At 37.8% G+C, this 23,656-nt stretch carries 22 protein-coding genes and 1 other annotated feature; of the genes, 17 read left to right on the top strand and 5 right to left on the bottom strand.

Features of this window, described 5'->3' with window-relative positions; all coding sequences use genetic code 11:
• Nucleotides 1-522 precede the first annotated feature (522 nt).
• The 3 genes from MHB41_RS12760 to MHB41_RS12750 are packed head-to-tail and all read left to right on the top strand — an operon-like array spanning nt 523 to nt 4,101.
• The gene (locus MHB41_RS12760) at nt 523-1,815 is read left to right on the top strand and encodes an ABC-three component system protein (protein ID WP_025092467.1); all 1,293 of its coding nucleotides are present in this window, start codon (nt 523-525) and stop codon (nt 1,813-1,815) included.
• Nucleotides 1,808-2,260, top strand: a complete 453-nt coding sequence (locus tag MHB41_RS12755; protein WP_098677019.1) for a three component ABC system middle component — start codon at nt 1,808-1,810, stop codon at nt 2,258-2,260. Before MHB41_RS12760 ends, MHB41_RS12755 begins: the two co-directional genes overlap by 8 nt.
• A 23-nt stretch (nt 2,261-2,283) precedes the next feature.
• A complete protein-coding gene (locus MHB41_RS12750) occupies nt 2,284-4,101 on the top strand; it encodes a DUF3732 domain-containing protein (RefSeq protein ID WP_236626568.1) in 1,818 nt (605 codons plus the stop codon).
• 656 nt (nt 4,102-4,757) lie between these two features.
• On the opposite strand, the gene MHB41_RS12745 is transcribed toward MHB41_RS12750, so the two are convergent.
• From MHB41_RS12745 to MHB41_RS12730, 4 genes are all read right to left on the bottom strand, one after another.
• The gene (locus tag MHB41_RS12745; RefSeq protein ID WP_098677018.1) at nt 4,758-5,738 is read right to left on the bottom strand and encodes an SDR family oxidoreductase; all 981 of its coding nucleotides are present in this window, start codon (nt 5,736-5,738) and stop codon (nt 4,758-4,760) included.
• A gap of 610 nt (nt 5,739-6,348) precedes the next feature.
• Nucleotides 6,349-6,687: a hypothetical protein gene (locus tag MHB41_RS12740; RefSeq protein ID WP_098677017.1), complete on the bottom strand. Its 339-nt coding sequence runs from the start codon at nt 6,685-6,687 to the stop codon at nt 6,349-6,351.
• Between the two features lie 21 nt (nt 6,688-6,708).
• The gene (locus MHB41_RS12735) at nt 6,709-8,265 is read right to left on the bottom strand and encodes a T7SS effector LXG polymorphic toxin (protein ID WP_340900055.1); all 1,557 of its coding nucleotides are present in this window, start codon (nt 8,263-8,265) and stop codon (nt 6,709-6,711) included.
• A 94-nt stretch (nt 8,266-8,359) separates the two neighbouring features.
• Nucleotides 8,360-8,548 carry a hypothetical protein gene (locus MHB41_RS12730; RefSeq protein ID WP_024423197.1) on the bottom strand — a complete coding sequence of 63 codons (189 nt, stop codon included), beginning with the start codon at nt 8,546-8,548 and terminating at the stop codon, nt 8,360-8,362.
• 190 nt (nt 8,549-8,738) lie between these two features.
• Between MHB41_RS12730 and MHB41_RS12725 the strand changes: the two genes are divergently transcribed.
• From MHB41_RS12725 to MHB41_RS12685, 9 genes are all read left to right on the top strand, one after another.
• Nucleotides 8,739-8,918: a hypothetical protein gene (locus MHB41_RS12725; RefSeq protein WP_025092472.1), complete on the top strand. Its 180-nt coding sequence runs from the start codon at nt 8,739-8,741 to the stop codon at nt 8,916-8,918.
• Nucleotides 8,919-9,394: 476 nt separating this feature from the next.
• Nucleotides 9,395-9,511, top strand: coding sequence for a DUF4241 domain-containing protein (locus MHB41_RS12720; protein ID WP_255290964.1), 117 nt, complete (start codon nt 9,395-9,397; stop codon nt 9,509-9,511).
• 221 nt (nt 9,512-9,732) lie between these two features.
• On the top strand, nt 9,733-10,956 hold the full coding sequence (locus tag MHB41_RS12715) for a kelch repeat-containing protein (RefSeq protein ID WP_340900056.1): 1,224 nt from the start codon (nt 9,733-9,735) through the stop codon (nt 10,954-10,956).
• Between the two features lie 251 nt (nt 10,957-11,207).
• Complete coding sequence (locus MHB41_RS12710; protein WP_024427820.1) at nt 11,208-11,357, top strand: teichoic acid D-Ala incorporation-associated protein DltX; 150 nt, start codon at nt 11,208-11,210, stop codon at nt 11,355-11,357.
• A 14-nt stretch (nt 11,358-11,371) separates the two neighbouring features.
• The gene (gene dltA, locus MHB41_RS12705; RefSeq protein ID WP_340900057.1) at nt 11,372-12,877 is read left to right on the top strand and encodes a D-alanine--poly(phosphoribitol) ligase subunit DltA; all 1,506 of its coding nucleotides are present in this window, start codon (nt 11,372-11,374) and stop codon (nt 12,875-12,877) included.
• Nucleotides 12,874-14,058 (top strand): D-alanyl-lipoteichoic acid biosynthesis protein DltB, encoded by a 1,185-nt coding sequence (gene dltB / locus MHB41_RS12700; protein ID WP_041107125.1) that lies wholly within the window; start codon nt 12,874-12,876, stop codon nt 14,056-14,058. Before dltA ends, dltB begins: the two co-directional genes overlap by 4 nt.
• A gap of 21 nt (nt 14,059-14,079) precedes the next feature.
• A complete protein-coding gene (gene dltC / locus MHB41_RS12695) occupies nt 14,080-14,316 on the top strand; it encodes a D-alanine--poly(phosphoribitol) ligase subunit 2 (protein ID WP_024423191.1) in 237 nt (78 codons plus the stop codon).
• Complete coding sequence (gene dltD / locus MHB41_RS12690) at nt 14,316-15,482, top strand: D-alanyl-lipoteichoic acid biosynthesis protein DltD (RefSeq protein ID WP_340900059.1); 1,167 nt, start codon at nt 14,316-14,318, stop codon at nt 15,480-15,482. Before dltC ends, dltD begins: the two co-directional genes overlap by 1 nt.
• 115 nt (nt 15,483-15,597) lie before the next feature.
• Nucleotides 15,598-16,017, top strand: coding sequence for a YkvA family protein (locus MHB41_RS12685; protein ID WP_034279788.1), 420 nt, complete (start codon nt 15,598-15,600; stop codon nt 16,015-16,017).
• Nucleotides 16,018-16,048: 31 nt separating this feature from the next.
• Here the strand turns inward: MHB41_RS12685 and MHB41_RS12680 are convergent, their stop codons facing one another.
• The gene (locus tag MHB41_RS12680) at nt 16,049-17,092 is read right to left on the bottom strand and encodes a lactonase family protein (protein WP_034621158.1); all 1,044 of its coding nucleotides are present in this window, start codon (nt 17,090-17,092) and stop codon (nt 16,049-16,051) included.
• A 432-nt stretch (nt 17,093-17,524) separates the two neighbouring features.
• On the opposite strand from MHB41_RS12680, the gene ilvE reads away from it, so the two are divergent.
• From ilvE to MHB41_RS12655, 5 genes are all read left to right on the top strand, one after another.
• On the top strand, nt 17,525-18,439 hold the full coding sequence (gene ilvE / locus MHB41_RS12675) for a branched-chain-amino-acid transaminase (protein WP_024427825.1): 915 nt from the start codon (nt 17,525-17,527) through the stop codon (nt 18,437-18,439).
• 8 nt (nt 18,440-18,447) lie between these two features.
• Nucleotides 18,448-18,693 (top strand) — a binding site (T-box leader).
• A 122-nt stretch (nt 18,694-18,815) separates the two neighbouring features.
• Nucleotides 18,816-20,540 (top strand): acetolactate synthase large subunit, encoded by a 1,725-nt coding sequence (gene ilvB / locus MHB41_RS12670; protein WP_025092480.1) that lies wholly within the window; start codon nt 18,816-18,818, stop codon nt 20,538-20,540.
• Entirely contained in the window at nt 20,537-21,055 is a 519-nt protein-coding gene (ilvN, locus tag MHB41_RS12665; protein WP_007501584.1) for an acetolactate synthase small subunit, read from the top strand. Before ilvB ends, ilvN begins: the two co-directional genes overlap by 4 nt.
• 18 nt (nt 21,056-21,073) lie before the next feature.
• Complete coding sequence (gene ilvC, locus MHB41_RS12660; RefSeq protein WP_024423187.1) at nt 21,074-22,102, top strand: ketol-acid reductoisomerase; 1,029 nt, start codon at nt 21,074-21,076, stop codon at nt 22,100-22,102.
• Nucleotides 22,089-23,642 carry a 2-isopropylmalate synthase gene (locus MHB41_RS12655; RefSeq protein ID WP_024423186.1) on the top strand — a complete coding sequence of 518 codons (1,554 nt, stop codon included), beginning with the start codon at nt 22,089-22,091 and terminating at the stop codon, nt 23,640-23,642. Before ilvC ends, MHB41_RS12655 begins: the two co-directional genes overlap by 14 nt.
• Nucleotides 23,643-23,656: the final 14 nt, after the last annotated feature.

Below are 23,656 nucleotides of genomic sequence, written 5' to 3'. Positions count from 1 at the left end.
GCATTATGAAAAACAATTCACTCTTTAGGATAATAACGAAACAGAATTCCATTATTCGAAAAGAATATAATAAGGAAAATAGTTTGGTTTTTATTACGAAAATGGTGATAGGATAGCAACATCACCTAACCATAACAATATTCAGAAGCGGTTAAATAAATATTCTAGATTGTATGGGTTAAAGAATATTAATCCTCACGCACTGATAAGGGGTTTGCTAAATAATGCAGAGTTTAAATTTCTCTGTTACATAATGTTTGAGTTATGTAAAATTCGAGTTTAGTTACTTAGAACGTCCTCCCTCTTTTTACAGGTCCCCTCTGACTTTTATTCATACTAACCCCTCGAAAACTCCAGAATAATATTTTAGCAAGTAATTTAAAAGACATGTATAATCATGTCTATTTTATTTTGTTGCTTCTCATATATTGATATATTACAGATGGTAATAATCGTAATTTATATGATATAATTGGATGGAGGTGTGTTTAATTGCATTTTTTAAATGAAGGGAGAATGGGAATGGCTAATTTGAAAACCCACCAAGAGACTACTGCTGCGGAGGACAAGTCCATTGGTTTCGAATATCAGTATTACTATTTTCTTTACTTGATTTTAGGGCTAGAAACAGGTGAAACAATTGGATTAGAAATTAAAGATGATATTCATATAGATTTTCAAAATGGAAATCAAACGCTTTTGCAATTAAAACATTCAATCCAAACTGACGCAAACGGGAAAATAATTAATCTAAGAGAAAGTGACAGTGACCTTTGGAAAACGATTTATAATTGGATAAAAGTTATTAATGATAAAGTAGAGGGGAGAACTAATTTAGGAGCACAACTAGAATTTATAGAAAAAACTAAATTCATATTGGTTTCAAACAAATCGTATAATACAACTAACCAATTTATAGTTAACTTAGAAAAATTTAAGAGTGGTCTCATTAGTTTAGAGGAATTCAAAGAATATATAGAGAAAAAATATAAGACAGAAATATCTAAGAAGAGTAAAGAAAGTGATGAAAAGGGAGAAAGTAAGTTTCTTATCTATATAAAAGAATTGAAAAATCAAGATAACAAATGGTTAGAGGCGTTTTTAAAAAATACTAATCTTAGTTTAAATGAAGATGATTTAATTGAACGTATTAAATTAAGAATTAAAGAGAAATTTGTACCAGAAAATAGAATTGAAGATGTTTTTAGTAGTTTGGACAGTAATATAAGGAGTGAAAATTATATAGCTATAAAACAAAGAGAGCGAATTGAATATAGCTTTGATAAGTTGTATGAGAAGTATACAAGATGCTTTTTATTAGGAAGAACACAGAGAAAAATAATAAGAAGGCATAAGCCAATCATTTCAGGGAATCCAGAGGAACAATTATTTATAAAGCAATTAGAGGATATAGAAGTTATTTCGAAAACAGATGATGATTATCAGGAGCAAATTATTAAACGCACTATTGCTAAACTACTTATTTACAATAATTTAGAACAATGGAAACAAGATGGGGAGTTAATGAGTACGGAAATAGAAGGATTTGATAGAGAATCAATCTATGAGTGGGAAGTTGTATTTGATAAAACATATAGAAAATTAAAAAGAAAACTTAATAGTATTAAAGAGGTTGATGAGAATGAAATAATTGATTTAGCTAATAATTGCTTAGAGGAAATTTTAAGTAAAAAGTTGAGTTTTGATGATACTCCATTAGATTTAGAGTTAAGCAACGGGCAATATTATTTACTTTCTGATAATCCAAAAATAGGTTGGAGATATGATTGGGATAAGAGGTATAAAAATGAATAAATCTATTTATCATAATGAATTGATAGGTATCATCTCATTATTGTCAATACTTCAATACCATAAAGAAATGAGTTTAGGAAAAGCTTGTTTGATACTTCCATTTTTTGCACATAAAAGTACTCTAGGTATTTTAAAGAGGAAGAATAGTAAAATAAGGAGTTTGGAAGAGTTAATTGTTAAATATCCATCAAGTTGTTCAAATTACAATGAAAGGTTCCAATCTCTTCTTCCGGTTACTTTAAACTCAATTATACTTTTAAAGAGGATGGGATTAGTTAATTTAAAAGATGGTATCTTATCATTAAATAAACAGAATAATTTTGAACTGGAGAATAAGAGCCTTGGAAATCGAGCTAAAGATATAGTACAAGCTAGTAAAAAATTAGCTGATATACTTGTGGATGATACTTCTAATTTATATCTTCAATTAAGGGTGGAATTATGAGATTTTACATAGAGACTATTACGTTGTGGTTAAAAGATAATCGTATTAGAACATTGAGTTTTAAACCAAACAAGGTTAATGTAATTACTGGTGCAAGTGGCACAGGGAAGTCTGAAATTATGTCTATTATTGATTATTGTTTTTTTTCAAGTAGCGCCGCTATTTCAGAGGAAAAAATTAATGAGAATGTAGAATGGTATGGACTATCATTTAGTATAAACGGGAAGCATTTTACTATTGCAAGAGAAAAAATTATTAACAGAAAAGGTTCCTCGAATTATTACTTTTCCTCTATGGGAAAGATTCCAGAAAAACCATCTAGTAACATGTCTGAAAATGAGTTGAAAGAAATAATCCAAGCCGAGTTTTCAATTAGTAGTAATCTAGTCATACCATATAGTGGTAATAGTTTGAAGGCAGGAAATAAAATATCATTTCGGTATTTCTTATTATTTAATACTCAATCAGGTAATGTTATTTCAAATAATGAAGTGTACTTTGATAAACAGAATATAACAAGATATAGAGAGGCTCTAGAAAGAATATTCGATATAGCTCTTAAAATAGAAGATATTGAAAACATATTAATTAAAGAGAAAATAAATACAATTGAAAAAGAAATTGCTAAGACTAATAAAAAACAGTCTATATATGATAAAGAAGAACATATATTTAAGACTAATATTAATAATGATATAAAAAAAGCGAGGGAGTACAATTTAATTGACGACCAATATATTGCGCCTGAACAATATATTACAATTTTGAAAGAATTAGTGAATGAAAAAGCATCGTTAAATGTATCTGATTCATTTTTGGAAATGGATGAGCTAAACAAGCAGCGAGACGATTTAATTCGCCAAATCCGAAATTATAGAAGATTAGAAAACCAATATACTAATTTTCTTCAAATAGAGAAAAATAATTTTGATAGTCTAAAACCAATCAAATATATAAAAAATAACTTTGAAGAACTTTTATTATTGCCAGAGATTTCATCATTATTAGATGAATTGGAATCAGAATTTAAGTTACTAAAACAGGTTATAAAAAATAGAAAACCATTTAATCTGAACATAAATGATGAAGTAAGTACTCTTAAACAAAAATTATTACAAGTTGAAGAAAAACTTCAACAATATCCTCAATCAAATAATATTCTTGCAAATAATGAAATGGAAAAGGTATTATTTATTGGAGAATTGAAATATAAACTGTCGCTATATGAAGATAAAACTGAAAAGGTTGATTATACTGAATATATAAAGAAAAAAGAAAAGGAATTAGCAAACTTAAAAGGTTTAATAAAAGATGAAATAATGAACAGAGAAGCATTTAAAAGTATGCTAGAAACTATAGTACAAAATTATTTGGATGAAGTCGGCAGTGCTTTAGGGAACTATGAAGGGTATAAGGCATTATTTAACTTTAAGGATAAATCATTATCATTAAGACCTGCCGATTCAATTTACGCTTCTCATGTTGGTAGTAGTTCTAATCATTTATTTATGCATTTATGTTTATTTCTAGGTTTACATGAAGTAAGCATAATACAAAAGTCTCCATACATACCACAAATCTTGATATTGGACCAACCAAGCAGACCTTATTATGGAGAAGAAGAGGACAATTGGAGTAAAGTTGAAGTTAGTGATAAAGGAAAAATAACTACTGCCATGAGGATATTAGATGGATTTATTAGCCATGTAAATAAAGAGTATGGTCAGGAATTTCAGTTTATAGTTTTAGAGCATATTCCAGTAAATGTTTGGGAAGGTATGGAGAACTTTCATTTGGTTGAAGAGTTTAGATATGGAAATGCTTTAATTAATGAAAACTAATATAAACTTTAGTGACGTTCAAAATACTAAGAATGATAAATAAACAATAATAAATAGCGATATATATAAGGTAGCTCAGCTGGATAGAAACGATCTTCTAAGCCGTCGGTCGGGAGTTCGAATCTCTCCCGGGACGTATCGAAAATCGGGTGCTAAATCCCGTCAAATCAACCTTCTATATCATATAGTGAAACGGACAGTATAACGGTCATGTAAGAAATTACACCTGTTATTGGCTTATATCACTTTCGGTATAGGAGGTTTTTTGTTGTGATCAAATGAACAGGACGATTAGATGTTAAAATTGATATAAATGGGCTACTCGAAGGGCCGGTCAGTCATCATTACACAACGATTTAATAAAACTGTGATTTTATGAAGAGTAACCACCTTTTACTCATTTGCCCATACTTGCCCATTTACCCGTAATTTCTGAAATGAAGAAAAAATTTCTATTTTTGTCTGCGATTTATTTAAATGATTGGATCATTCAGTTCGTAATTTGGGTAGCAATAATAAGGCGGTCTACGTCCAATTTTAGGCATTAGCCATGAATGCTCCATATAAACCATGGTGACTTTTTCCATTGAATGGTTCATAAGTAATAACTCTACTTCTGGATTAAATTCATATCTCAATCCAATGACCTCCTTATATTAGGAATGTGTGGATTCCCCGCCGTCAACATGCAGCACTTGACCTGTAACAAAACGTGAATCATCAGAAGCTAGATAAACAAATGTTGGTGCGAGTTCAAATGGATGCGCAACTCGTTCCATTGGATTAAATGCTCCATATACAGCCACTTGGTCTGACGAGAAGCTTGCTGCAATAAGCGGCGTCCAGATTCGACCTGGAGCAACGGCGTTTACACGAATTCCTTTTTTTACAACATTTTTAGCCAAAGCACGTGTCCAACCAACAATTGCACCTTTTGTGGCTGTATAATCAATCATTTGTTGCTCACCTACATACGTTACGACTGAAGAAGTACCGATAATAGAACTGCCTGGTTTTAAGTAAGGAAGCGCTGCTCTGGTTGTGTAAAAATGTGAGTATATGTTGACTTTAAAGGTGTCATCGAATTGTTCGTCTGTAATGTCAAGAAGGCTTGGTTGTTGAAATTGGATACCAACGTGGTTACATAGAACATCTAGACGTCCGAAGGTTTTGACTGTTTTCTCTACAATGGTGATACATTGCCTTTTATCTCGCAAGTCTCCTGGCATCAATAAACAACGTTGCCCAAGTTCTTCGATTCTTGCTTTTGTTCTATTAGCATCTTCGTGTTCATCTAAGTATGCAATCGCAACGTCAGCACTTTCCTTTGCGAAGGCAATAGCTACGGCTGCACCAATACCACTATCCCCTCCTGTAATAAGAGCAACTTTTCCCGCTAACTTACCACTCCCTTTGTAATTTGTATTTTCAATAATTGGAAGTGGTACCATTAAACCTTCTACACCAGGATGACGAAGTTGACGTTGTTCAGGTAAATTAATTGGGATTTCTTCATAGCGTGTGATTTTTCCGTAATTAGGGTACATGGGATAAGGTTGAGTTTTCATTTTCTCTAAAAACATCTGTTGCATTTGTTTTATTTGTTGCAACTTACGCTCATCAGAATCTTGTGCCATTTAATTCCCTCCAAACGTACTTATTCCCTTTTAATATCTATGTTGTTTACTGCTAATCCAAGTATTAATAATGAATAAACTTGTGAGGGAGTTATTTGAAGGGTTGCAGTAAGCTTTTATGAGTAGGTTGGAATTTATAGGTGTTTAAACACGCGTCAGCAATCTGAACGTAATAACAAAAAAGCCTGAAACCCTTTACTATAAAGGATTTCAGGCTTTTTTGTTTGTTGGAACTTAAGTGGCTGAACTATCGTAGTAGAAATTCCGTCTCATTCCAATCTATATAAGCTTGTACAATGAGACGGTAATAAGTTTAATTTATTACGTAGCAGCAATCTTGGTACATAACTTCACATTTATATGGACATCGGCATTCCTCTAATTGAAATGTTTCCTAATAAAGATAAATATCAGCTGTTTAAATAATGCCTTTAAAGAAATGGGTTGAATGTATTATTTTGTCGAATTGGAAAAAGTCTACTAGTTAGACATATTTCAAGCATAAGTCCAAGACGCAGAGCAGAAATAAAGGCGCCAGATGACAAGTGAAAGCTTACCAAAAGACTTATATTGAAGTAAAGCCCTTCCGACATGGAGGGGCTTTTCTTAGTTATTCATCACTGGCCAATTCCCATATTTTTTGACCGTCTGCCATATAAACTGCACTTGGTGTATCTTCATAAAGAGAGATCTCAAACAAAGTGTTTCCCTCAATTAACCAAGTATATAAACTGTCTTTTTCATTATTAAGGGGAGGCGATAAAATTTTATTTACTTGAAAGACTGTAGCGTAATATTCTTTATAATTGATGTTATCATCTTCTAGACCGTTATCAGTTTCAAAAAATGTATCAGTTCTACCGATTAGCCTTAATCCATTTTCATATTCCAATGTAAGGTCTCTATTTTTGTATTTTGATAATGTTTTAAATAAAGAATCAGGTTCCATGTCAATCCTCTTTTCTCATATTTATGATGGTTGTGAAGGCACGATGTGAGCGCCGTTTTTACTATAATGTATAATGCCTCTTGTAGTCTCTTCATACTTATTGGTCTCTGTATTGTAATGTTTTCCTATGACTTGACCAAAATCCACTCTTTCTTTATTTTTTGTTTTTAACATATCACCAGTACCTGCATGTTTATCAAGCAATTTTTGTGCTTTTTTATTATCTCCAAAGAAGATACTCTTTGTTTTACCATTAGCTATCTCCTGTTTATAGTTAGGTGCATCAGGAATATGTTTTTCTTGAGCGCCTGGTTTTACTTTTGCAGGGAAACCATTTACTTCACGATATGGACCTTTTGGTACGGAGTGTTTGCCGAAGGAAGGTGTTTTGACAATCTTCTTGGCTACTTTCTCTCCTTTCATTATTTTAAATACGTATTTTCCAACTTTAGCGATTTTAGCTCCGGGTATCATGTACAAGCTTGATACTAGTCGGTCCATGTCAGCGACTTTGTCACCTGTTACAGGGTCTCTTCCTGTGATGACTCGAATGGCATCATTTATTCCTGTAAACTCAACCGCTGTATTTAAGATGTTTGAGGTTTGTTCCCCCGTTTTCAAGTCGGAAATCTTTGTGATGCTTTCAATATTCACTTTGTTTTGCTCCGATATTCGTAACCGATATAGCATTCCGTCTCGAATAACTTCAACTGTTTTGGCATTTGCAAAGTCAATCTTTTCATTTGTATTATATACTTTTCCATTTACGAACACGGCGTTTTGATTGATTTTATTAGACGGTTTCTTCTTCACAAGAGTATCCACATTCGATTGCTCTTTATCATTCAGCTTGTTCAGCATGATCATCATTGGGTTTTCTTTAGGGTTGTCTATTTTTTCATTCAATCCGCTGATGTTGCTGCTGATTTTTTCTTCTTTTCCACCTTTGAAAATAGAGCCCTTTTGATAACTGGTAATCTCAATTTTCGGGCTAGTGAACATCGTGCTTAAGGTGTCCAAATATTGTTTCATTGTATGAAGCGAACTTTTTGTTTCATTTAGAGCACTTGTTTGTTCTCTGTCAAATGCATGAAGTAGTCCAATGGTTTTGGACGTCTCAAGCCAGGCTTTTTGATAGCTTTGTTGAAAAGCAGATTCATCTACATGAGGCAAATGAGCAATATGGCTGACCCTGCTGAGGGCTTGATTCACATCGGATACAATATCAGAAATAGTCCGTTCGGCTTTTTTTAACCCTTGGTCAAGCTCGTGTTCAATGAATGATTGAGAGATAAAACCATTCGGGTTTGATTCAAAAGCATGAAGTGCCTGTTTTGTCTTTTTTAGTGCACCACTGTATTCTTCAATGACGATCTGAAAGAATTGCAAGAAAGGAATGTGACACTCGATATAAAAATCTTTTATCGCTTGTCCAGCGTCTCCCTTTAATGCGCCGTCTAAGGAGATGATTTGATTGATTTGTTTTTCTAGGGACTTCACATTCTGTGTTTGCTGCTTCAACTTGTTCAGCGTTTGGTCAATTCCATTTTTCAACTCAAAGACATCAAGGGTTTTCATTCTGTTCTCCTTTACTTTCTGTTAGTACTCGTAGCAATTAAGCGTCCACATAAAGAAAGGGAGCTGCATAAACGACAGCTCCCAAGTTGAGGAGTTAATTTTTCTTTTTTCTGTAGTCTTTTACTAAGCTTGAAACAACTAAACCCATCACACTAAAAGCCACAAGATAAAATAAAACATTTGTAACAGGTGTATCAATTTTCCCTAAGATCATCACAAGGGCAATCATAGCGCTGGGTAAAGTAATTAATAACATTTTGGATGGCGTGCTTTGCTGTGACACTTAATGACCTCCTGATTGATCCATTAAATAGATATTTTAGTTGATTTTAGCATATGGAGATTGTGCGAACAACATAAGGGGAAGCAATCTACTTTAAGAGCCGACAAATGAAACTTACTGATTTTATGGAAATCATTTCAATTAAACCTTTTGTGTAATAAAATGTATATGATTTATACAAAGGGGTGAGATGGAGGTGAAGCATCTTTTAACGGCAATCGTAGTGGCTAGCATTGTGGGGATCATTGTATATGTTGCAGACGATCGATTAAGCATGTTTCCGTTGATGCTGATTATAGCGGTTGCGATCTATATCGTAAGCAGGATTAGCGAAGCATTGATTAAGAAATACTCAAAAGAAAATAGTTAATAGCACCGCCCTCCATTGGAAGGGCGTTTTTTTATTAACCTTCCTAATGAAAGAGGCATTGTAAAACAGTAAATGTCCAAAAGAGAGAAAGCTCTATCGAGATCACGAGCGGACATATCGTTGCCTGTGATTCTTTTGTTTCAGAAGGGGACCAATCGTCGTTTACGAGGAAAGTTACTCTAGGAAAATATCCTATTCTACTTGTGGTTAAGCGGTTAGAAAACGGATATGAACGAAGTAGCCTATGCAATGATCAAGTTTACAAACGAGCAAGCAATATAATGGGAGCTTGCTACAAGAGCAGGGCAGGGACTCAATCAATTGAAAGAAAATGAGTTCTTCGGCTACGGTGTAAATACGGGAATGGGCTGTTTCATGGATGCAGAGGCAGCACTATATCTTCAAGCTTATGAGGATAAACGATATAAAGAGGATAATGATTTTTATCTTTACGAGGAGTTTGTTTTCATGACAAGGTGGCCATTTCCATGTTTACAAGAGGATTCGGTGACGGGATGTACCCAAGCTTTTTGGGACTAGATCAAAACGGAAAAACCGCTTGTCTTGTGACAGACTTTCTAATAATGGATTGATGAAAAACCCATAAAGCCATAGGTTTTTTAAAATTGTTCTCTGATTATAGTCTCAGGCAGTTTCTGATTGAACTTGCTATTTTAAGAGGCTCTCTTTAGTAAGGCCCTTTCTAATGCTTTTTTACTATTAATTTCTCCTTAAAAAGATCAATTTTATTCTATAAAAATTTAAAAACACTCCGATAATGAAGAAGTAAGATAATGAAAAGGGAGTGTTATTTTTGAAAAAATGGATCGTCATGATGTTACTAGTAATTCTTTCATTCACACAGGTGTTTCAAGTTGCAAATGCTGCTAAGGATGAATGGAATCAATTAGCTGATTTGCCAACAGCAAGAGTGGGAGCTGTAGCTAATGCTGTAGATGGGAAAATTTATGTAATTGGTGGGTTTAATGCGTTTAATGAAACGTTAGAATATGATCCATCGATGAATAAATGGACTAAAAAGAAAGATATACCAACTGGAAGAGGAGGAGCAGCATCAGTAGTAGTAGGTTCAAAAATTTATGTCCTTGCTGGAAAACATACGGGTTTTACTTATAATAAGTTCGAAGTGTATGATACAAAAAAAGATGAATGGGAAACACTACCTGATATTCCCTTTGTTAGCAAATCAAAAGGCTCTTATAACGTCCAAGCGGGTGTTATTGGAAATAAAATTTATGTACTAGGCGGTAAAGAATTTTTTAGTTATGATTTAACCAGTCAAACATGGAAAGAAGAAGCTCCTCTAAATGTAAAAACAGAGGGTGCGACAGGTTTAGTTTTAAAAGAGAAGTTTTATATAATTGGACAGAACGATAATCGCCAAGTTTTTGAGTATGACACAAACAAAGGAGTTTGGTCATTTAAGAAAAGAAATCTTTCAGGTTATTTAACTGGCGTTACTTATAAAGGAAATATGGTATTTCCTGCCTCTTCAACTAGAAAATTAAATATTTATGATGCTAATAAAGAAGAAATTATAGGTGTAGATGTACCTTATCACAATCCTCGTATAGGTGCTTCATCTGTCATTATTGACGATACTTTATACGTTATTGGCGGTCGAGATTATAATGTGAATTATACAGAGATTGCAGATCAAAACTACAAATCCGTCATCTCTTTATCTTTAAAAGACCTGCAATTTCCCAACAACACCGAACCACCTGGCGACAAAGACCCAGAACCAACAACACCGTCTAAAGACGATGCAACAAATGAAGACGGTGATGCCCTTCTCATCATCACAATGGTCAATGGCTTACAGAAAGAGTATGACCTTTCAATGAAAGAAGTCAACGCCTTCCTCTCTTGGTACAAAAAACGTGATGCCGGAGAAGGACCAGGTTTTTATGAAATTGACGAGCATGACAATAACAAAGGTCCATTTGAAAGTAAAAAGGATTATGTGGTGTTTAAAAACATTCTCATGTTCGAAGTCAATAAATATAAGAAGTAAATGAAATCAAAGCCATCTAGTCCAACTAGGTGGCTTTTGCGTTAGTTCGACAGCTTTCAGCAATTTTAAGGCAAATTTAAGATCGGATTTCATTTCAAATGTATTAAATCTTTGTTACAATAAGACAGCTTTGCTCAAAAGAGACGTTCCAAGGTTCGACATTTTTTTAGTATTTCTTAAAATTTTATGGTTTGATATGAAACTCTTTGATTGAGTCATGCGTCTCTATAAGTGTCAAAAGAAAAGAGGTTATCAATATGCTATTCAAAAAGCTATCAGAAAATAAGTCTGTAAAATGGATAGGATATACAAGCTTTTACTTACTTATTTTGCTATTATTGTTCTTTATTTACGGATTCCACACAGCAAATACGGGATCATTCATTTACAACGATTTTTAATTGGAGATTAAATTATGAAACTATTACAAACGATTCATGAATACCAGCAAACGAAACCAACACAGCCAGCATTTGTTTCTCAACATGCGTCGATCACATATGATGAGCTTTGGCATTTATCAGACCAAATGGCTGGTGCGATCGATGCAGTCGCAGCTGGCAGTGAACCTGTCATTGTATACGGTCATATGGAGCCAGAGATGCTGATTTCTTTCTTAGGCAGTGTGAAATCAGGCAGACCATATATTCCGGTCGATATCTCAATACCTGTCGAGCGCATCGTCTCTATCATTGAAAGCTCAAAAGCCAGTCTATTGATATGTGCAAATGAGCAGAATGTATTAGATGTAGAAGAACACATTGAAGTGAAGAGTGCGGCATCACTTTTAGCACTTGAAAAAGAAGCACCGCCATCCACGCAGTGGGTTCAACAAGATGATGTTTTTTACATTATTTATACGTCTGGCAGTACTGGAAAACCGAAGGGCGTTCAGGTAACAGCCAATAATTTAGAAAGCTTTACAGACTGGATGTGCCGTGACTTCCCAATTGGTGAGGGACGCACATTCTTAAATCAAGCACCATTTTCTTTTGACTTATCAGTGATGGATCTCTATCCAGCGCTTCAATCAGGCGGCACGCTTTACTGTTTAGTAAAAGATCTCGTCAACAAGCCAAAGGATATGTTTGCAGCACTTGGTCAATCTGACGTTGAAGTGTGGACATCAACACCTTCTTTTGTGCAAATGTGCTTAATGGACCCTTCCTTTACAGGGGAGCTTTTACCTGAGCTGAAAGTTTTCTTGTTCTGCGGTGAGGCGCTTCCTGTAGCTGTAGCAAGTGCACTTCTGGAGCGTTTTCCAAAGGCGCAGGTCTTTAATACGTATGGTCCAACTGAAGCAACTGTTGCGATCACATCGATTGAAGTCACGCAGGCGATTCTTGATCAGCACGATTCTTTACCAGTCGGCTATGCCAAACCTGATACAGAAATCGTCATTTTAGATGAAGAAGGCAAGACACTTCCTGATGGTGAAAAAGGAGAAATTGTCATCGTGGGGCCAAGTGTCACGAGAGGCTACTTAGGTGAACAAGCCTTGACAGATAAAGTGTTCTTTGAATACGAAGGACGTCCTGCTTACCGTACAGGTGACGCAGGTGTGGCGCAGGATGGTTTAATTACGTGCCATGGCCGTCTCGACTATCAAATTAAGCTTCATGGATACCGGATGGAGCTTGAAGAAATTGAATATCATGTAAGCGAGACAACCTATGTCAATGCTTGTGTGATTGTGCCATTCCAGCCAAACGGTCATGTTGAGTACTTGATTGCAGCGATTGTTCCAGCAGCTCATTCATTTGAAAAAGAGTATCAGCTGACAAGCGCGATTAAGAAAGAAATGGCGGATTCACTGCCAGCGTACATGATCCCAAGAAAGTTTGTCTATCTTGAGCAGCTGTACATGACGCCAAACGGGAAGGTTGACCGTAAGAGAATCGCGAAAGAGGTTCTTCTATGATTCCGTTTAGTTCATTCTTTTTTTTCATTCTAATTGGTATTCTTCTTTTGCCGACGATCATTCTTGGTCTTCGCGGCAAAAGAATGCAGGGCTACAACATGTTTGCAACGGTTGTGGCGCTGGCACTTATTTTCTCAAAGGATGCCCATGGCGCGTTGCTGCTCTTCTTGTTCACGGTGTGGCAAGTCTTCATCATCCGCCTGTACCTTGCATACAGGTTAAAGGCGAATCAGGCATCTGTTTTCTATGCAGCAGTAGTGGCATCTATTTTGCCGCTTGTGCTGTCAAAGATTTTACCGTTCTTTTTAACTCATCAGCCGCACCAGCCGCCGCCAATGAACTGGCTGAGCTTTTTGGGGATCTCGTACTTAACATTTAAAGGTGTTCAGTTAATTATCGAGACAAGAGACGGCTTGATTAAGAAGAAAATTCCGATTCACCGTTTGGTCTATTTCATTGTCTTTTTCCCGACGATTTCATCAGGTCCGATTGACCGTTACCGCCGATTTGAAAAGGATATGGATACGCCGCCTGAAAAGGAAGCATACAGTGATCTTCTATATGCCGGTATTCATAAAATTTTTATTGGCTTCTTATATAAGTTCATTATTGGGTATCTAATTCACACATATATTCTGATGAATATCCATCATATTAGCAGCAGTCACTTTGTTCAGCAGTTAACGTATATGTATGCTTACAGCATGTATTTGTTCTTTGACTTTGCTGGATATACAATGTTTGCTGTAGGTGTGAGTTATATTATGGGCATTAAGTCGCCAGAGAACTTTAATAAACCGTTTATCAGCCGAAATATTAAAGACTTCTGGAATCGCTGGCATATGTCCCTGTCCTTCTGGTTCAGAGACTACGTGTTTATGAGATTTGTGTTCTTTATGACCAAAAAGAAGTGGATTAAGAACCGTATGGCTGTATCAAATATCGGGTACTTTGTCCTCTTTCTATTGATGGGTGCTTGGCATGGTCTTGCCCTTCAATATATTATTTACGGACTATATCATGCAGTTGTTATGTCCGGTTACAATTTATTTGAGAAATGGAATAAAAAGCACAAGTGGTGGCCGGATAATAAGGTCACAATGGTTGTGTCTATCATTATTACATTCCATGTGATTTGTTTCGGATTTTATATTTTTTCAGGAAAACCATTTCATCATTAATGATTAAGGGAGTAGAAAATTATGGAATTTAAAAATCAAGTATACGGTATTATTGCAGAGGTTTGTCAGGATGACGTTGTGAAAGAAAATCCAGAGATTGCGATTTTTGAAGAAGGTCTTCTTGATTCATTTGGTACAGTAGAACTGCTTATGGCAATTGAAAGTCAACTCGGAATCACTGTTCCGATTACAGAATTCGATCGTGATGTGTGGGATACGCCGAATCATATTGCTGAGCAGCTGGCAGAGATGAAGTAATGAAAAAGCGTTTTTTTGGGCCGCTTATTTTAGCGGCTGTTCTATTCATTGGTGTTCTTCTTGTACCAAATGCATGGCTCTCACACCTGATCCCAAAAGACAAATTACAAAAGTCAGCCACAGAATTAGATCCAGGGATGTTCCAAGGGCTCTATTTACAAGATGAAATGCTAAAAGATCCAACTTATTTGCCGATCTATGGATCTTCTGAACTATCACGTTTTGATCCATATCACCCTTCGAATTTCTTTCATGAGAATCCTCAAGGGTTTACACCTTATCTTATTGGAAAAGGTGGATCGCAATCATTAATTCATGCGATGAACTTCGCAGCGCATATGGATGAATTAAAAGGGAAGAAGCTTGTATTTATCGTGTCCCCGCAGTGGTTTGTGAAATGGGGATCTGACGAGAATCACTTTGCACCGAACTATTCAGCGCTTCAAGCGCTGAATCTCGCCTATAATAAAGAAATTGATCCAACTGTGAAAAAAGAGCTGATTAAAAGAATCATGAAGTTTAAAGCAGTCAAAAACGACATGGTGATTACAGAGCTTTTTAAAGCAGAGCTATCTGGGAACAAGTTCGCTTATGGCGCGATTTCTCCTATTGCGAAAATGTACTATGGCATGCTTCAAAAGAAAGACATGTACTATACGATTGGATCGGGGCATGAGCACAAGCTTCAACCGTCTCCTTCAGTCAAAGGAAAAACATGGGCTGAGCTTGAAAAAGAAGCGAGCATTTTTGGTGCGAAAAGAGCAGGGGACAACCCGTTTTATATTAATCAAAAACTGTTTGACCACAAGCTGAAACCGATCATGAAAAAGATGAAGGATTCCCGTGAAGGTCATTCTTATGCGGAATCACCAGAATACAAAGATTTTCAAATCATGCTTGATATTTTAAAACAGGCAGGGGCAAAGCCTTTGTTTGTAACGATTCCTGTCAACGGAAAGTGGTATGACTACACCGGTTTTCCGAAAGAAGGCCGTACAGGTTATTATGAAAAAATCAATCGTCAAATTCGAGATAATGGGTATGAAGTCGCAGATTTGACTAAGCATGAGTACGATCCATATTTCTTTAAAGATACGATTCATGTGTCTTATAAAGGATGGGTGTACATCGATAAGGCAATTGAAAAGTTTTACAAAGAGCAGTAGAATGCAGCAGCTTTCTGCTGCTTTTTGCTGCTTTTTGCTGCTTTTTGTTTGTCGAATCGGCGGATATCTTGTATAACTAAGGGAAAAGGGCTATGCTGTAGATGGAGGCGATATGATGAATCGTTCTGAGAAAAAAGAACTATTAAAGCGTTCGAAGAAGCATTTTAATGATCATGCCTTTTGGGAAAAGTTAAAAAAGACTGCACAAAAAGCTGGTGTCTCTCTAGTCTATGCTGTGCTATTACTTTACTATACATTGCAAAAACCCGAAGTGCCGGTCAAAGCAAAGACCTTGATTATTGGAGCACTCGGCTATTTTATCCTTCCACTTGATCTCATTCCGGATACATTGATTGGTGTCGGCTATACAGATGATTTAGGAGCCATTACATTTGCTTTGCTTCAAGTAGCAATGTACATTGATGATGATGTGAAAGGGAAAGCAAAAGACAGGCTGTCAAAATGGTTCGGCGAAAAAACCGATACGTCTTTGATTGATCAAAAGCTTGAGGATGGCGGTATGCCGTCTGCATAAAAAAAGCCTCCGTTATTGGAGGCTTTTTTCTTTACCCTAAAAATTTCACGCAAACTGGATGAGGGACGGTAATGTCTGATTGTAAGACAGTGAGTCGTCCTGTTTCTTTGTCGCGTTTGTATAACACAAGATTGCTAGATTCTTGGTTTGAACCGACGAGGAATTCTTCTGTTGGATCAAGCACAAAATCTCTAGGCCAGTTTCCTTCAGAAGAAGCAATCTCGACAAGGCTTAATTGGCCGTCAGCGTCTGTTTTAAAAATCGCAATGCTGTCATGACCGCGATTTCCTGCATAAACAAATTGTCCGTCTGAAGAGACATGAATGGCACTTCCTTGATTGTTCTCCGTAAAATCGCTTGGAATGGTCGCGATTGTTTGGATCTCTTCAAAATGACCATCTTCAAAGTAACGAAGCACAATGACCTCTGAGCTTAGCTCTGTCATGACATATGCCACAGGTTTCGTTGGGTGGAATGTGATATGACGAGGTCCGCTGCCTGGCTTTGTTTCAAATGTATGAGCAAGCTCAAGTTTGCCGTCTTCTTTCTTATACGTATAAATTCCATCTGTTCCAAGGTCAACAGCCACTGCAAATTGTTCATCTGGCGTGAGACCCATAAAGTGAGTGTGCGGTTTTTCCTGACGATCTTCGTTAGGGCCAGTTCCTTCATGCTGCGCCTGTGAGAGCGTGCGGATCACTGAGCCGTTTTCAGCATCGATTTCATACATCTCTGCTGTCCCTTTATGATAGTTCGCTGTATACGCCGTTTTCGTTTGACTGTCCACGCTGACGTGGCAAGGAGAAGCTCCATCGGCAAGCTCTTGGTTGATGAAGTGAAGTCTGCCTGTTGTTGAATCAATTTGATACGCAGCAAGGCCGCCCTGTGATCCTTTTTTCACAACAGCATAAACAAACTTTTGATCCTCTGACACGGTTAAATATGTAGGATTTTCAAGCTCAGCAGCGACTTCTACTTGCTCAATCTGCTGCTTGTCCGTATTTAATGTAAACGTATAAACACCTTTACTGTCTCCCTTTGTATACGTACCGATATAACCTCTGATGTTAGCCATGTATTGCCCTCCTTCTATTAGATGCTCTCATTCTATCATAAATTCATAGGAAAACGCTTTAGAAAGGCATGCTAAAAGAAAAACAAAGTCAATGAAATCTCACAATATTCATCAAAAATGTTGTGAAAAAATATCACAAAAGTTTTCTCAAAAGAAAACCGTTCATGTAAAGTAAATAAATTGAAGAAAAAATACAAAAAATTTTAAGTTTTTTCATTCCTTGTCTAGCAAAGGTGTAAGCGTATACATTTAATTTTGATTAGTCTAAATTGTCTAATAATTTTAAAAATGCTGTTGACACTGTATGGAAAGCGGCGTAAGATGGGTTCAACAAAAGCTAAACAAACACGCAGTGCAAGCGAGAGACACTTCAATATAAAGTGTCTGAAAATTCAACTACTTTTTGTTTGAAAGAGAGGGTGCTCACTGAAAATGGAAGACCAAAAGGAACAGTGGATCTTTTTAAACGATGAACTCGTGAAAAAAGAGGATGCGAAAATTTCAGTTTACGATCATGGCTTCTTATATGGCGACGGTGTTTTCGAAGGGATTCGCGTGTATAACGGAAATATCTTTCGAATGAAAGAACATTTAGACCGCCTGTATGATTCCGCCAGATCCATTATGCTGAACATTCCATATTCACTTGAGGAACTCACGGAGAAAATGATTCATACAGTTGAAAGGAACGGCCTAAAGGATGCCTATATTCGCCTTGTCGTCTCAAGAGGAGCGGGTGATCTTGGTTTAGATCCTAACAACTGCGGGAGAGCCAACACAGTGATCATTGTAGAGCCGCTGGCCATTTTTCCAAAGCACCTATATGAAACGGGTATTGATATTGTAACGGTTCCAACAAGACGAAATCGTCCAGATGTCCTTAGCCCAAAAGTGAAATCATTAAATTATTTGAATAACATTCTTGTCCGAATCGAAGCCCATATGGCCGGTGTGAGTGAAGCGCTGATGCTCAACGATCAAGGGTACGTGGCGGAAGGTTCTGCAGACAACGTGTTTATTTATAAAAAAGGCAAGCTTTATACACCGCCAGGTTATATCGGCGCACTTGAAGGCATCACAAGAAATGCCATCATGGAGATTGCAGAAGACTTAGGCTACGAAGTGAAAGAAGAACCATTCACAAGACATGATGTGTATACAGCTGAAGAAGTATTTCTAACAGGAACCGCAGCCGAAGTCATCGCCGTTGTAAAAGTTGACGGCCGTACAATCGGTGAAGGAAAACCTGGGTTCCACACAAACAAACTTCTTGAACAATTCCGTAAGCGAGTAGTTGAAGAGGGAGAAAAAGTCGTTTTTGCAGATGAAAACATTCATGCAAGTTAAATAGATATCGATAAACGTTGAAGAGGACTAGTAGCTTTAGAGTCAGTATCTACAGAGAGCCGGTGCTAGCTGGAAACCGGTGTTACTTTCTAAAGTGAACTCACCTCTGAGTGTCTGCTTGAAATGATAGTAGGGCAGGCCGAGTGACATTGCTCACTCGTTACCAAAATGGACGAAAGATGTCCATGAGACGGCAGCAGGGTTGCCGTGAACAAGGGTGGTACCGCGAAAAACAAAGCTTTTTCGCCCCTTTGACCTAGTGAAAAGTAGTGTCATTGTGGGGTGAGAAGGCTTTTTTATATGGTCTCATATCTCTATCTTGAATGGAAAAGGGTGAAAGGACTTGACTGAAGCAAGACAAAGAGGAGGAAATCAAATGGGGACAAATGTACAAATGGAGACGGAAAAATCAAAAGCACCACAAACGATGAACGGTGCACTCATGTTAATTGAAGCACTCAAAAGAGAAAAAGTAGAAGTCATTTTTGGCTATCCGGGCGGAGCAGTTTTGCCAATCTACGATAAAATTTACGATTCTGGTTTATTTCATGTCCTGCCAAGACATGAGCAGGGAGCGATTCACGCAGCAGAAGGATACGCAAGAGTATCTGGTAAACCGGGTGTTGTCATTGCCACATCAGGGCCGGGAGCGACAAACCTTGTGACAGGAATTGCAGATGCGATGATTGATTCACTTCCCCTTGTTGTATTCACAGGGCAGGTGGCAACGTCAGTCATTGGATCGGATGCATTCCAAGAAGCAGATGTACTCGGCATCACAATGCCAATTACAAAGCACAGCTACCAGGTAAGGAATCCAGAGGAATTACCGGGTGTCATTAAAGAGGCATTCCATATCGCAACAACAGGCAGACCTGGTCCAGTCTTGATTGATATTCCAAAAGATGTCGCAGGCATTGAAGGAACCTTTGAATATGATCAGCCAATTGATTTACCTGGTTATCAGCCAAAAGTAGAGCCGAACTATTTGCAAATTCGCAAATTAGTAGAAGCTGTCAGCAGAGCGAAAAAACCAGTCATTCTAGCAGGAGCCGGCGTACTTCATGGCAAAGCATCTGAAGAATTAAGACAGTATGTAGAGCAGCAGCAAATCCCAGTCGCTCATACACTGCTTGGACTTGGCGGATTCCCGGCAAAGCACCCTCTTTTCCTAGGGATGGCTGGTATGCATGGCACATATGCAGCGAACATGGCTCTTCATCAATGTGATCTGCTCATTTCAATCGGAGCAAGATTTGATGACAGGGTAACAGGTAACCTCAATCATTTTGCGAAACATGCGAAGGTCGCTCATATTGACATCGACCCAGCGGAAATCGGCAAGAACATTCATACCCATATCCCGGTTGTTGGAGACAGTAAGCTCGTTCTTGAAGAACTGATCAAGCAAGACGGGAAGCAAGGGGAATCAGACGAATGGAAAAATCAATTAGATCAGTGGAAGGAAGAATATCCACTCTGGTACGTTGAAAACGAAGCAGAAGGCTTTAAGCCTCAAAAGCTGATTGAATACATTCATCAATTCACAAAAGGTGAAGCCATTGTCGCAACTGATGTCGGACAGCATCAAATGTGGGCAGCGCAGTTCTATCCATTTGAAAATGCAGATAAGTGGGTCACATCTGGAGGTCTTGGCACAATGGGCTTCGGATTACCAGCAGCCATCGGCGCTCAGCTGGCTGATCAAGAGGCAACTGTTGTGGCGATTTTAGGAGACGGAGGTTTCCAAATGACCCTGCAAGAACTTGCCGTTATCCGTGAGCTGAACCTTCCAGTCAAAGTGATTGTACTCAATAATCACAGCCTTGGAATGGTAAGACAATGGCAAGAAATTTTCTACGAAGAACGCTACTCGCATTCTAAATTTTCAGAGCAGCCAGACTTCGTCAAATTATCTGAAGCTTATGGCATTAAAGGAATCAGAATCTCATCAGACGAAGAGGCGAAAGAAAAGCTTGAAGAAGCCTTAACCTCTAGAGAGCCTGTTTTCATCGATGTCAATGTAGCGCGTGATGAAAAAGTATTCCCGATGGTAGCACCGGGGAAAGGACTTCATGAGATGGTGGGGGTGAAACCTTGAAAAGAATTATTGTGTTGACTGTATTAAATCGATCAGGCGTATTGAACAGAATCACAGGCCTCTTTACTAAAAGACACTACAACATTGAAAGCATTACGGTCGGCCATTCTGAGATTCAAGATGTATCACGCATCACGTTCGTCGTCCATGTAGACCAGGAGAAAGACATCGAGCAGCTGACAAAACAGCTGAACAAACAAATCGATGTGCTGAAAGTTACAGACATTACAAATCAATCAATCGTTCAGCGAGAGCTGGCTTTGATAAAAGTCGTATCTGCACCAGCATCTAGAATGGAGATCACAGGGGTCATTGAACCGTTTAGAGCTTCTATTGTAGATGTGAGCAGAGAGAGTGTCGTCATTCAGGTGACAGGTGAGTCTTCAAAAATTGAAGCACTCATTGAATTACTTAAGCCATACGGCATTAAAGAAGTCGCCAGAACTGGCACTACGGCCTTTGCGAGAGATAATCAGCAAAAGCCGCAAACAAATAAAACAATTTCAATTGTCTAAACAAAAGGAGAGAGTCAAATGGTAAAAGTATATTATAACGGTGATATTCAAGAAAACGTATTAAATGGTCAAAAGGTAGCAATCATTGGTTACGGTTCACAAGGTCATGCACATGCATTGAACTTAAAAGAAAGCGGCGTAGATGTGATCGTCGGCGTAAGAAAAGGCGGATCTTATACAAAAGCACAAGAAGACGGTCATCAAGTATTCACAGTAAAAGAAGCAGCGGCACAAGCAGACGTCGTGATGGTACTACTTCCAGATGAGCAGCAAAAGAAAGTATATGATGAAGAAATCAAAGATCAATTAGAAGCTGGCAACTCACTTGTATTCGCACACGGATTCAACGTTCACTTCCATCAAATTGTTCCTCCAAGTGACGTAGACGTGTATCTTGTAGCTCCAAAAGGACCAGGACATCTTGTGAGAAGAACATATGAGCAAGGCGCTGGTGTACCTGCCCTATTTGCTATCTATCAAGATGTATCTGGCCAAGCGAAAGACAAAGCACTTGCTTATGCAAAAGCGATCGGCGGAGCAAGAGCGGGCGTTCTTGAAACAACATTTAAAGAAGAAACAGAAACGGATCTATTCGGTGAGCAGGCAGTTCTTTGTGGAGGCCTTACTTCACTAGTAAAGGCAGGATTCGAAACGTTAACAGAAGCAGGTTATCAGCCAGAGCTTGCATACTTCGAGTGTCTGCATGAACTGAAATTGATCGTTGACCTTATGTATGAAGAAGGCTTAGAAGGCATGAGATATTCAATCTCTGATACAGCACAATGGGGTGATTTCGTATCAGGACCACGCGTTGTAGATGCAAAGGTAAAAGAATCAATGAAAGCTGTTTTGACTGATATCCAAAACGGAACATTTGCAAAAGAATGGATTGTTGAAAACCAAGTGAATCGTCCACGTTTCAATGCAATCAATGCAAATGAAAATGAGCACCAAATTGAAATCGTTGGTAGAAAGCTTCGTGAAATGATGCCTTTCGTTAAACAAGGAAAGAAAAAGGAAGCGGTGAGCGTCGGTGCGGAAAATTAATTTTTTTGACACAACACTTCGGGATGGAGAGCAATCACCAGGAGTGAACTTAAATGCACAAGAAAAGCTAATCATTGCAAAGCAGCTTGAGCGCCTTGGGGTTAATATCATTGAAGCGGGATTTCCCGCTTCATCCCGAGGGGATTTCTTAGGCGTACAAGAAATTGCAAGAACGATTAAAAACTGTTCTGTTGCTGGTCTTGCACGATGTGTGAAAGGTGACATTGATGCTGCGTGGGAAGCATTAAAAGATGGAGTGGAGCCAAGGCTTCATGTCTTTATTGCCACTTCTGATATTCACCTGAAGCATAAACTCAAGAAAACACGTGAAGAAGTCGTAGAACAGGCTGTCGCAATGGTGAAATATGCGAAAGAACGTTTTCCAGTTGTCCAATGGTCAGCAGAAGATGCGTGCCGTACAGATCTTGCTTTCTTGGCAGAAATTGTAGAAAAGGTCATTGACGCTGGGGCGAGTGTCATTAACTTGCCAGATACAGTTGGATACCTAGCGCCAAAAGAGTACGGAAACATCTTTAAATATATGAAGGAACACGTTCCAAATATCGACCGCGTCAACTTGTCCGCTCACTGTCACGATGATTTAGGAATGGCTGTAGCAAACTCACTTGCTGCCATTGAAAATGGAGCAGATCAAATTGAAACGGCTGTCAACGGAATTGGCGAGCGCGCTGGAAATGCCGCGTTAGAAGAAATTGCAGTAGCTCTTCATATTCGAAAAGACTTTTACCAGGTCGAATCAACGATTCAATTGAATGAAATTAAGCGTACAAGTGATGTAGTGAGCAAATACTCAGGAATGATTGTGCCGCGTAATAAAGCAGTCGTTGGAAACAACGCATTTGCACATGAATCAGGTATTCACCAAGATGGCTTCCTCAAAGAAAAAACAACCTATGAAATTATTTCTCCAGAGCTTGTCGGCGTGACAACAGATGTGCTTGTCCTTGGAAAACACTCCGGAAGACACGCGTTTAAAGACCGTATGAAAACACTAGGCTTTAAACTAACGGAAGACGAAATCAATAAATTCTTTGAGACTTTCAAGAACTTGACAGAGAAGAAGAAAGAAATTACAGATGATGACTTGATCTCTATTATATTAGAAGAAAAAGTAGCAGACCGAAAAATTGGCTACGAATTTGAAAGTCTGCAAGTACACTATGGAACAGAACAAATGCCAACAGCAACAGTTTCTCTGAAAAATCAAGAAACACAGGAAGTCATTCAAGAAGCAGCCACAGGTGCAGGCAGTGTAGAGGCTGTGTACAACACGCTTGAGCGCTGTATGGAAGAAAGAATTCATTTGCTGGACTACCGCATTCAATCAAATGGAAAAGGCAGAGATGCACTAGCAGAAGTATATGTCACTGTTTCAATAGAAGGAAAAGAAACAGCAGGACGCGGTGTAGCGCAAGATGTACTTGAAGCATCTGCAAAAGCTTACGTCAATGCAGTGAACAGACATTTAATCTTCAAATCAAATCTGATTGAAATTGAGAAACATCACGCGATCTCATAGGAAAGGAGGAAGGT

This window comes from Bacillus sp. FSL H7-0578 (assembly GCF_038630855.1).
Lineage (GTDB): Bacteria > Bacillota > Bacilli > Bacillales > Bacillaceae > Bacillus > Bacillus safensis.
This window is presented reverse-complemented; position numbering and strand designations above follow the sequence as displayed.

Excerpts from the sequence above, each read along its gene's own strand:
- MHB41_RS12760 (WP_025092467.1), top strand. The coding sequence starts at position 523 with ATGGCTAATTTGAAAACCCACCAAGAGACTACTGCTGCGGAGGACAAG.
- MHB41_RS12755 (WP_098677019.1), top strand. The coding sequence starts at position 1,808 with ATGAATAAATCTATTTATCATAATGAATTGATAGGTATCATCTCATTA.
- MHB41_RS12745 (WP_098677018.1), bottom strand. The coding sequence starts at position 5,738 with ATGGCACAAGATTCTGATGAGCGTAAGTTGCAACAAATAAAACAAATG.
- MHB41_RS12740 (WP_098677017.1), bottom strand. The coding sequence starts at position 6,687 with ATGGAACCTGATTCTTTATTTAAAACATTATCAAAATACAAAAATAGA.
- MHB41_RS12735 (WP_340900055.1), bottom strand. The coding sequence starts at position 8,265 with ATGAAAACCCTTGATGTCTTTGAGTTGAAAAATGGAATTGACCAAACG.
- MHB41_RS12725 (WP_025092472.1), top strand. The coding sequence starts at position 8,739 with ATGGAGGTGAAGCATCTTTTAACGGCAATCGTAGTGGCTAGCATTGTG.
- dltA (WP_340900057.1), top strand. The coding sequence starts at position 11,372 with ATGAAACTATTACAAACGATTCATGAATACCAGCAAACGAAACCAACA.
- dltB (WP_041107125.1), top strand. The coding sequence starts at position 12,874 with ATGATTCCGTTTAGTTCATTCTTTTTTTTCATTCTAATTGGTATTCTT.
- dltC (WP_024423191.1), top strand. The coding sequence starts at position 14,080 with ATGGAATTTAAAAATCAAGTATACGGTATTATTGCAGAGGTTTGTCAG.
- dltD (WP_340900059.1), top strand. The coding sequence starts at position 14,316 with ATGAAAAAGCGTTTTTTTGGGCCGCTTATTTTAGCGGCTGTTCTATTC.
- MHB41_RS12685 (WP_034279788.1), top strand. The coding sequence starts at position 15,598 with ATGAATCGTTCTGAGAAAAAAGAACTATTAAAGCGTTCGAAGAAGCAT.
- MHB41_RS12680 (WP_034621158.1), bottom strand. The coding sequence starts at position 17,092 with ATGGCTAACATCAGAGGTTATATCGGTACGTATACAAAGGGAGACAGT.
- ilvE (WP_024427825.1), top strand. The coding sequence starts at position 17,525 with ATGGAAGACCAAAAGGAACAGTGGATCTTTTTAAACGATGAACTCGTG.
- ilvB (WP_025092480.1), top strand. The coding sequence starts at position 18,816 with ATGGGGACAAATGTACAAATGGAGACGGAAAAATCAAAAGCACCACAA.
- ilvC (WP_024423187.1), top strand. The coding sequence starts at position 21,074 with ATGGTAAAAGTATATTATAACGGTGATATTCAAGAAAACGTATTAAAT.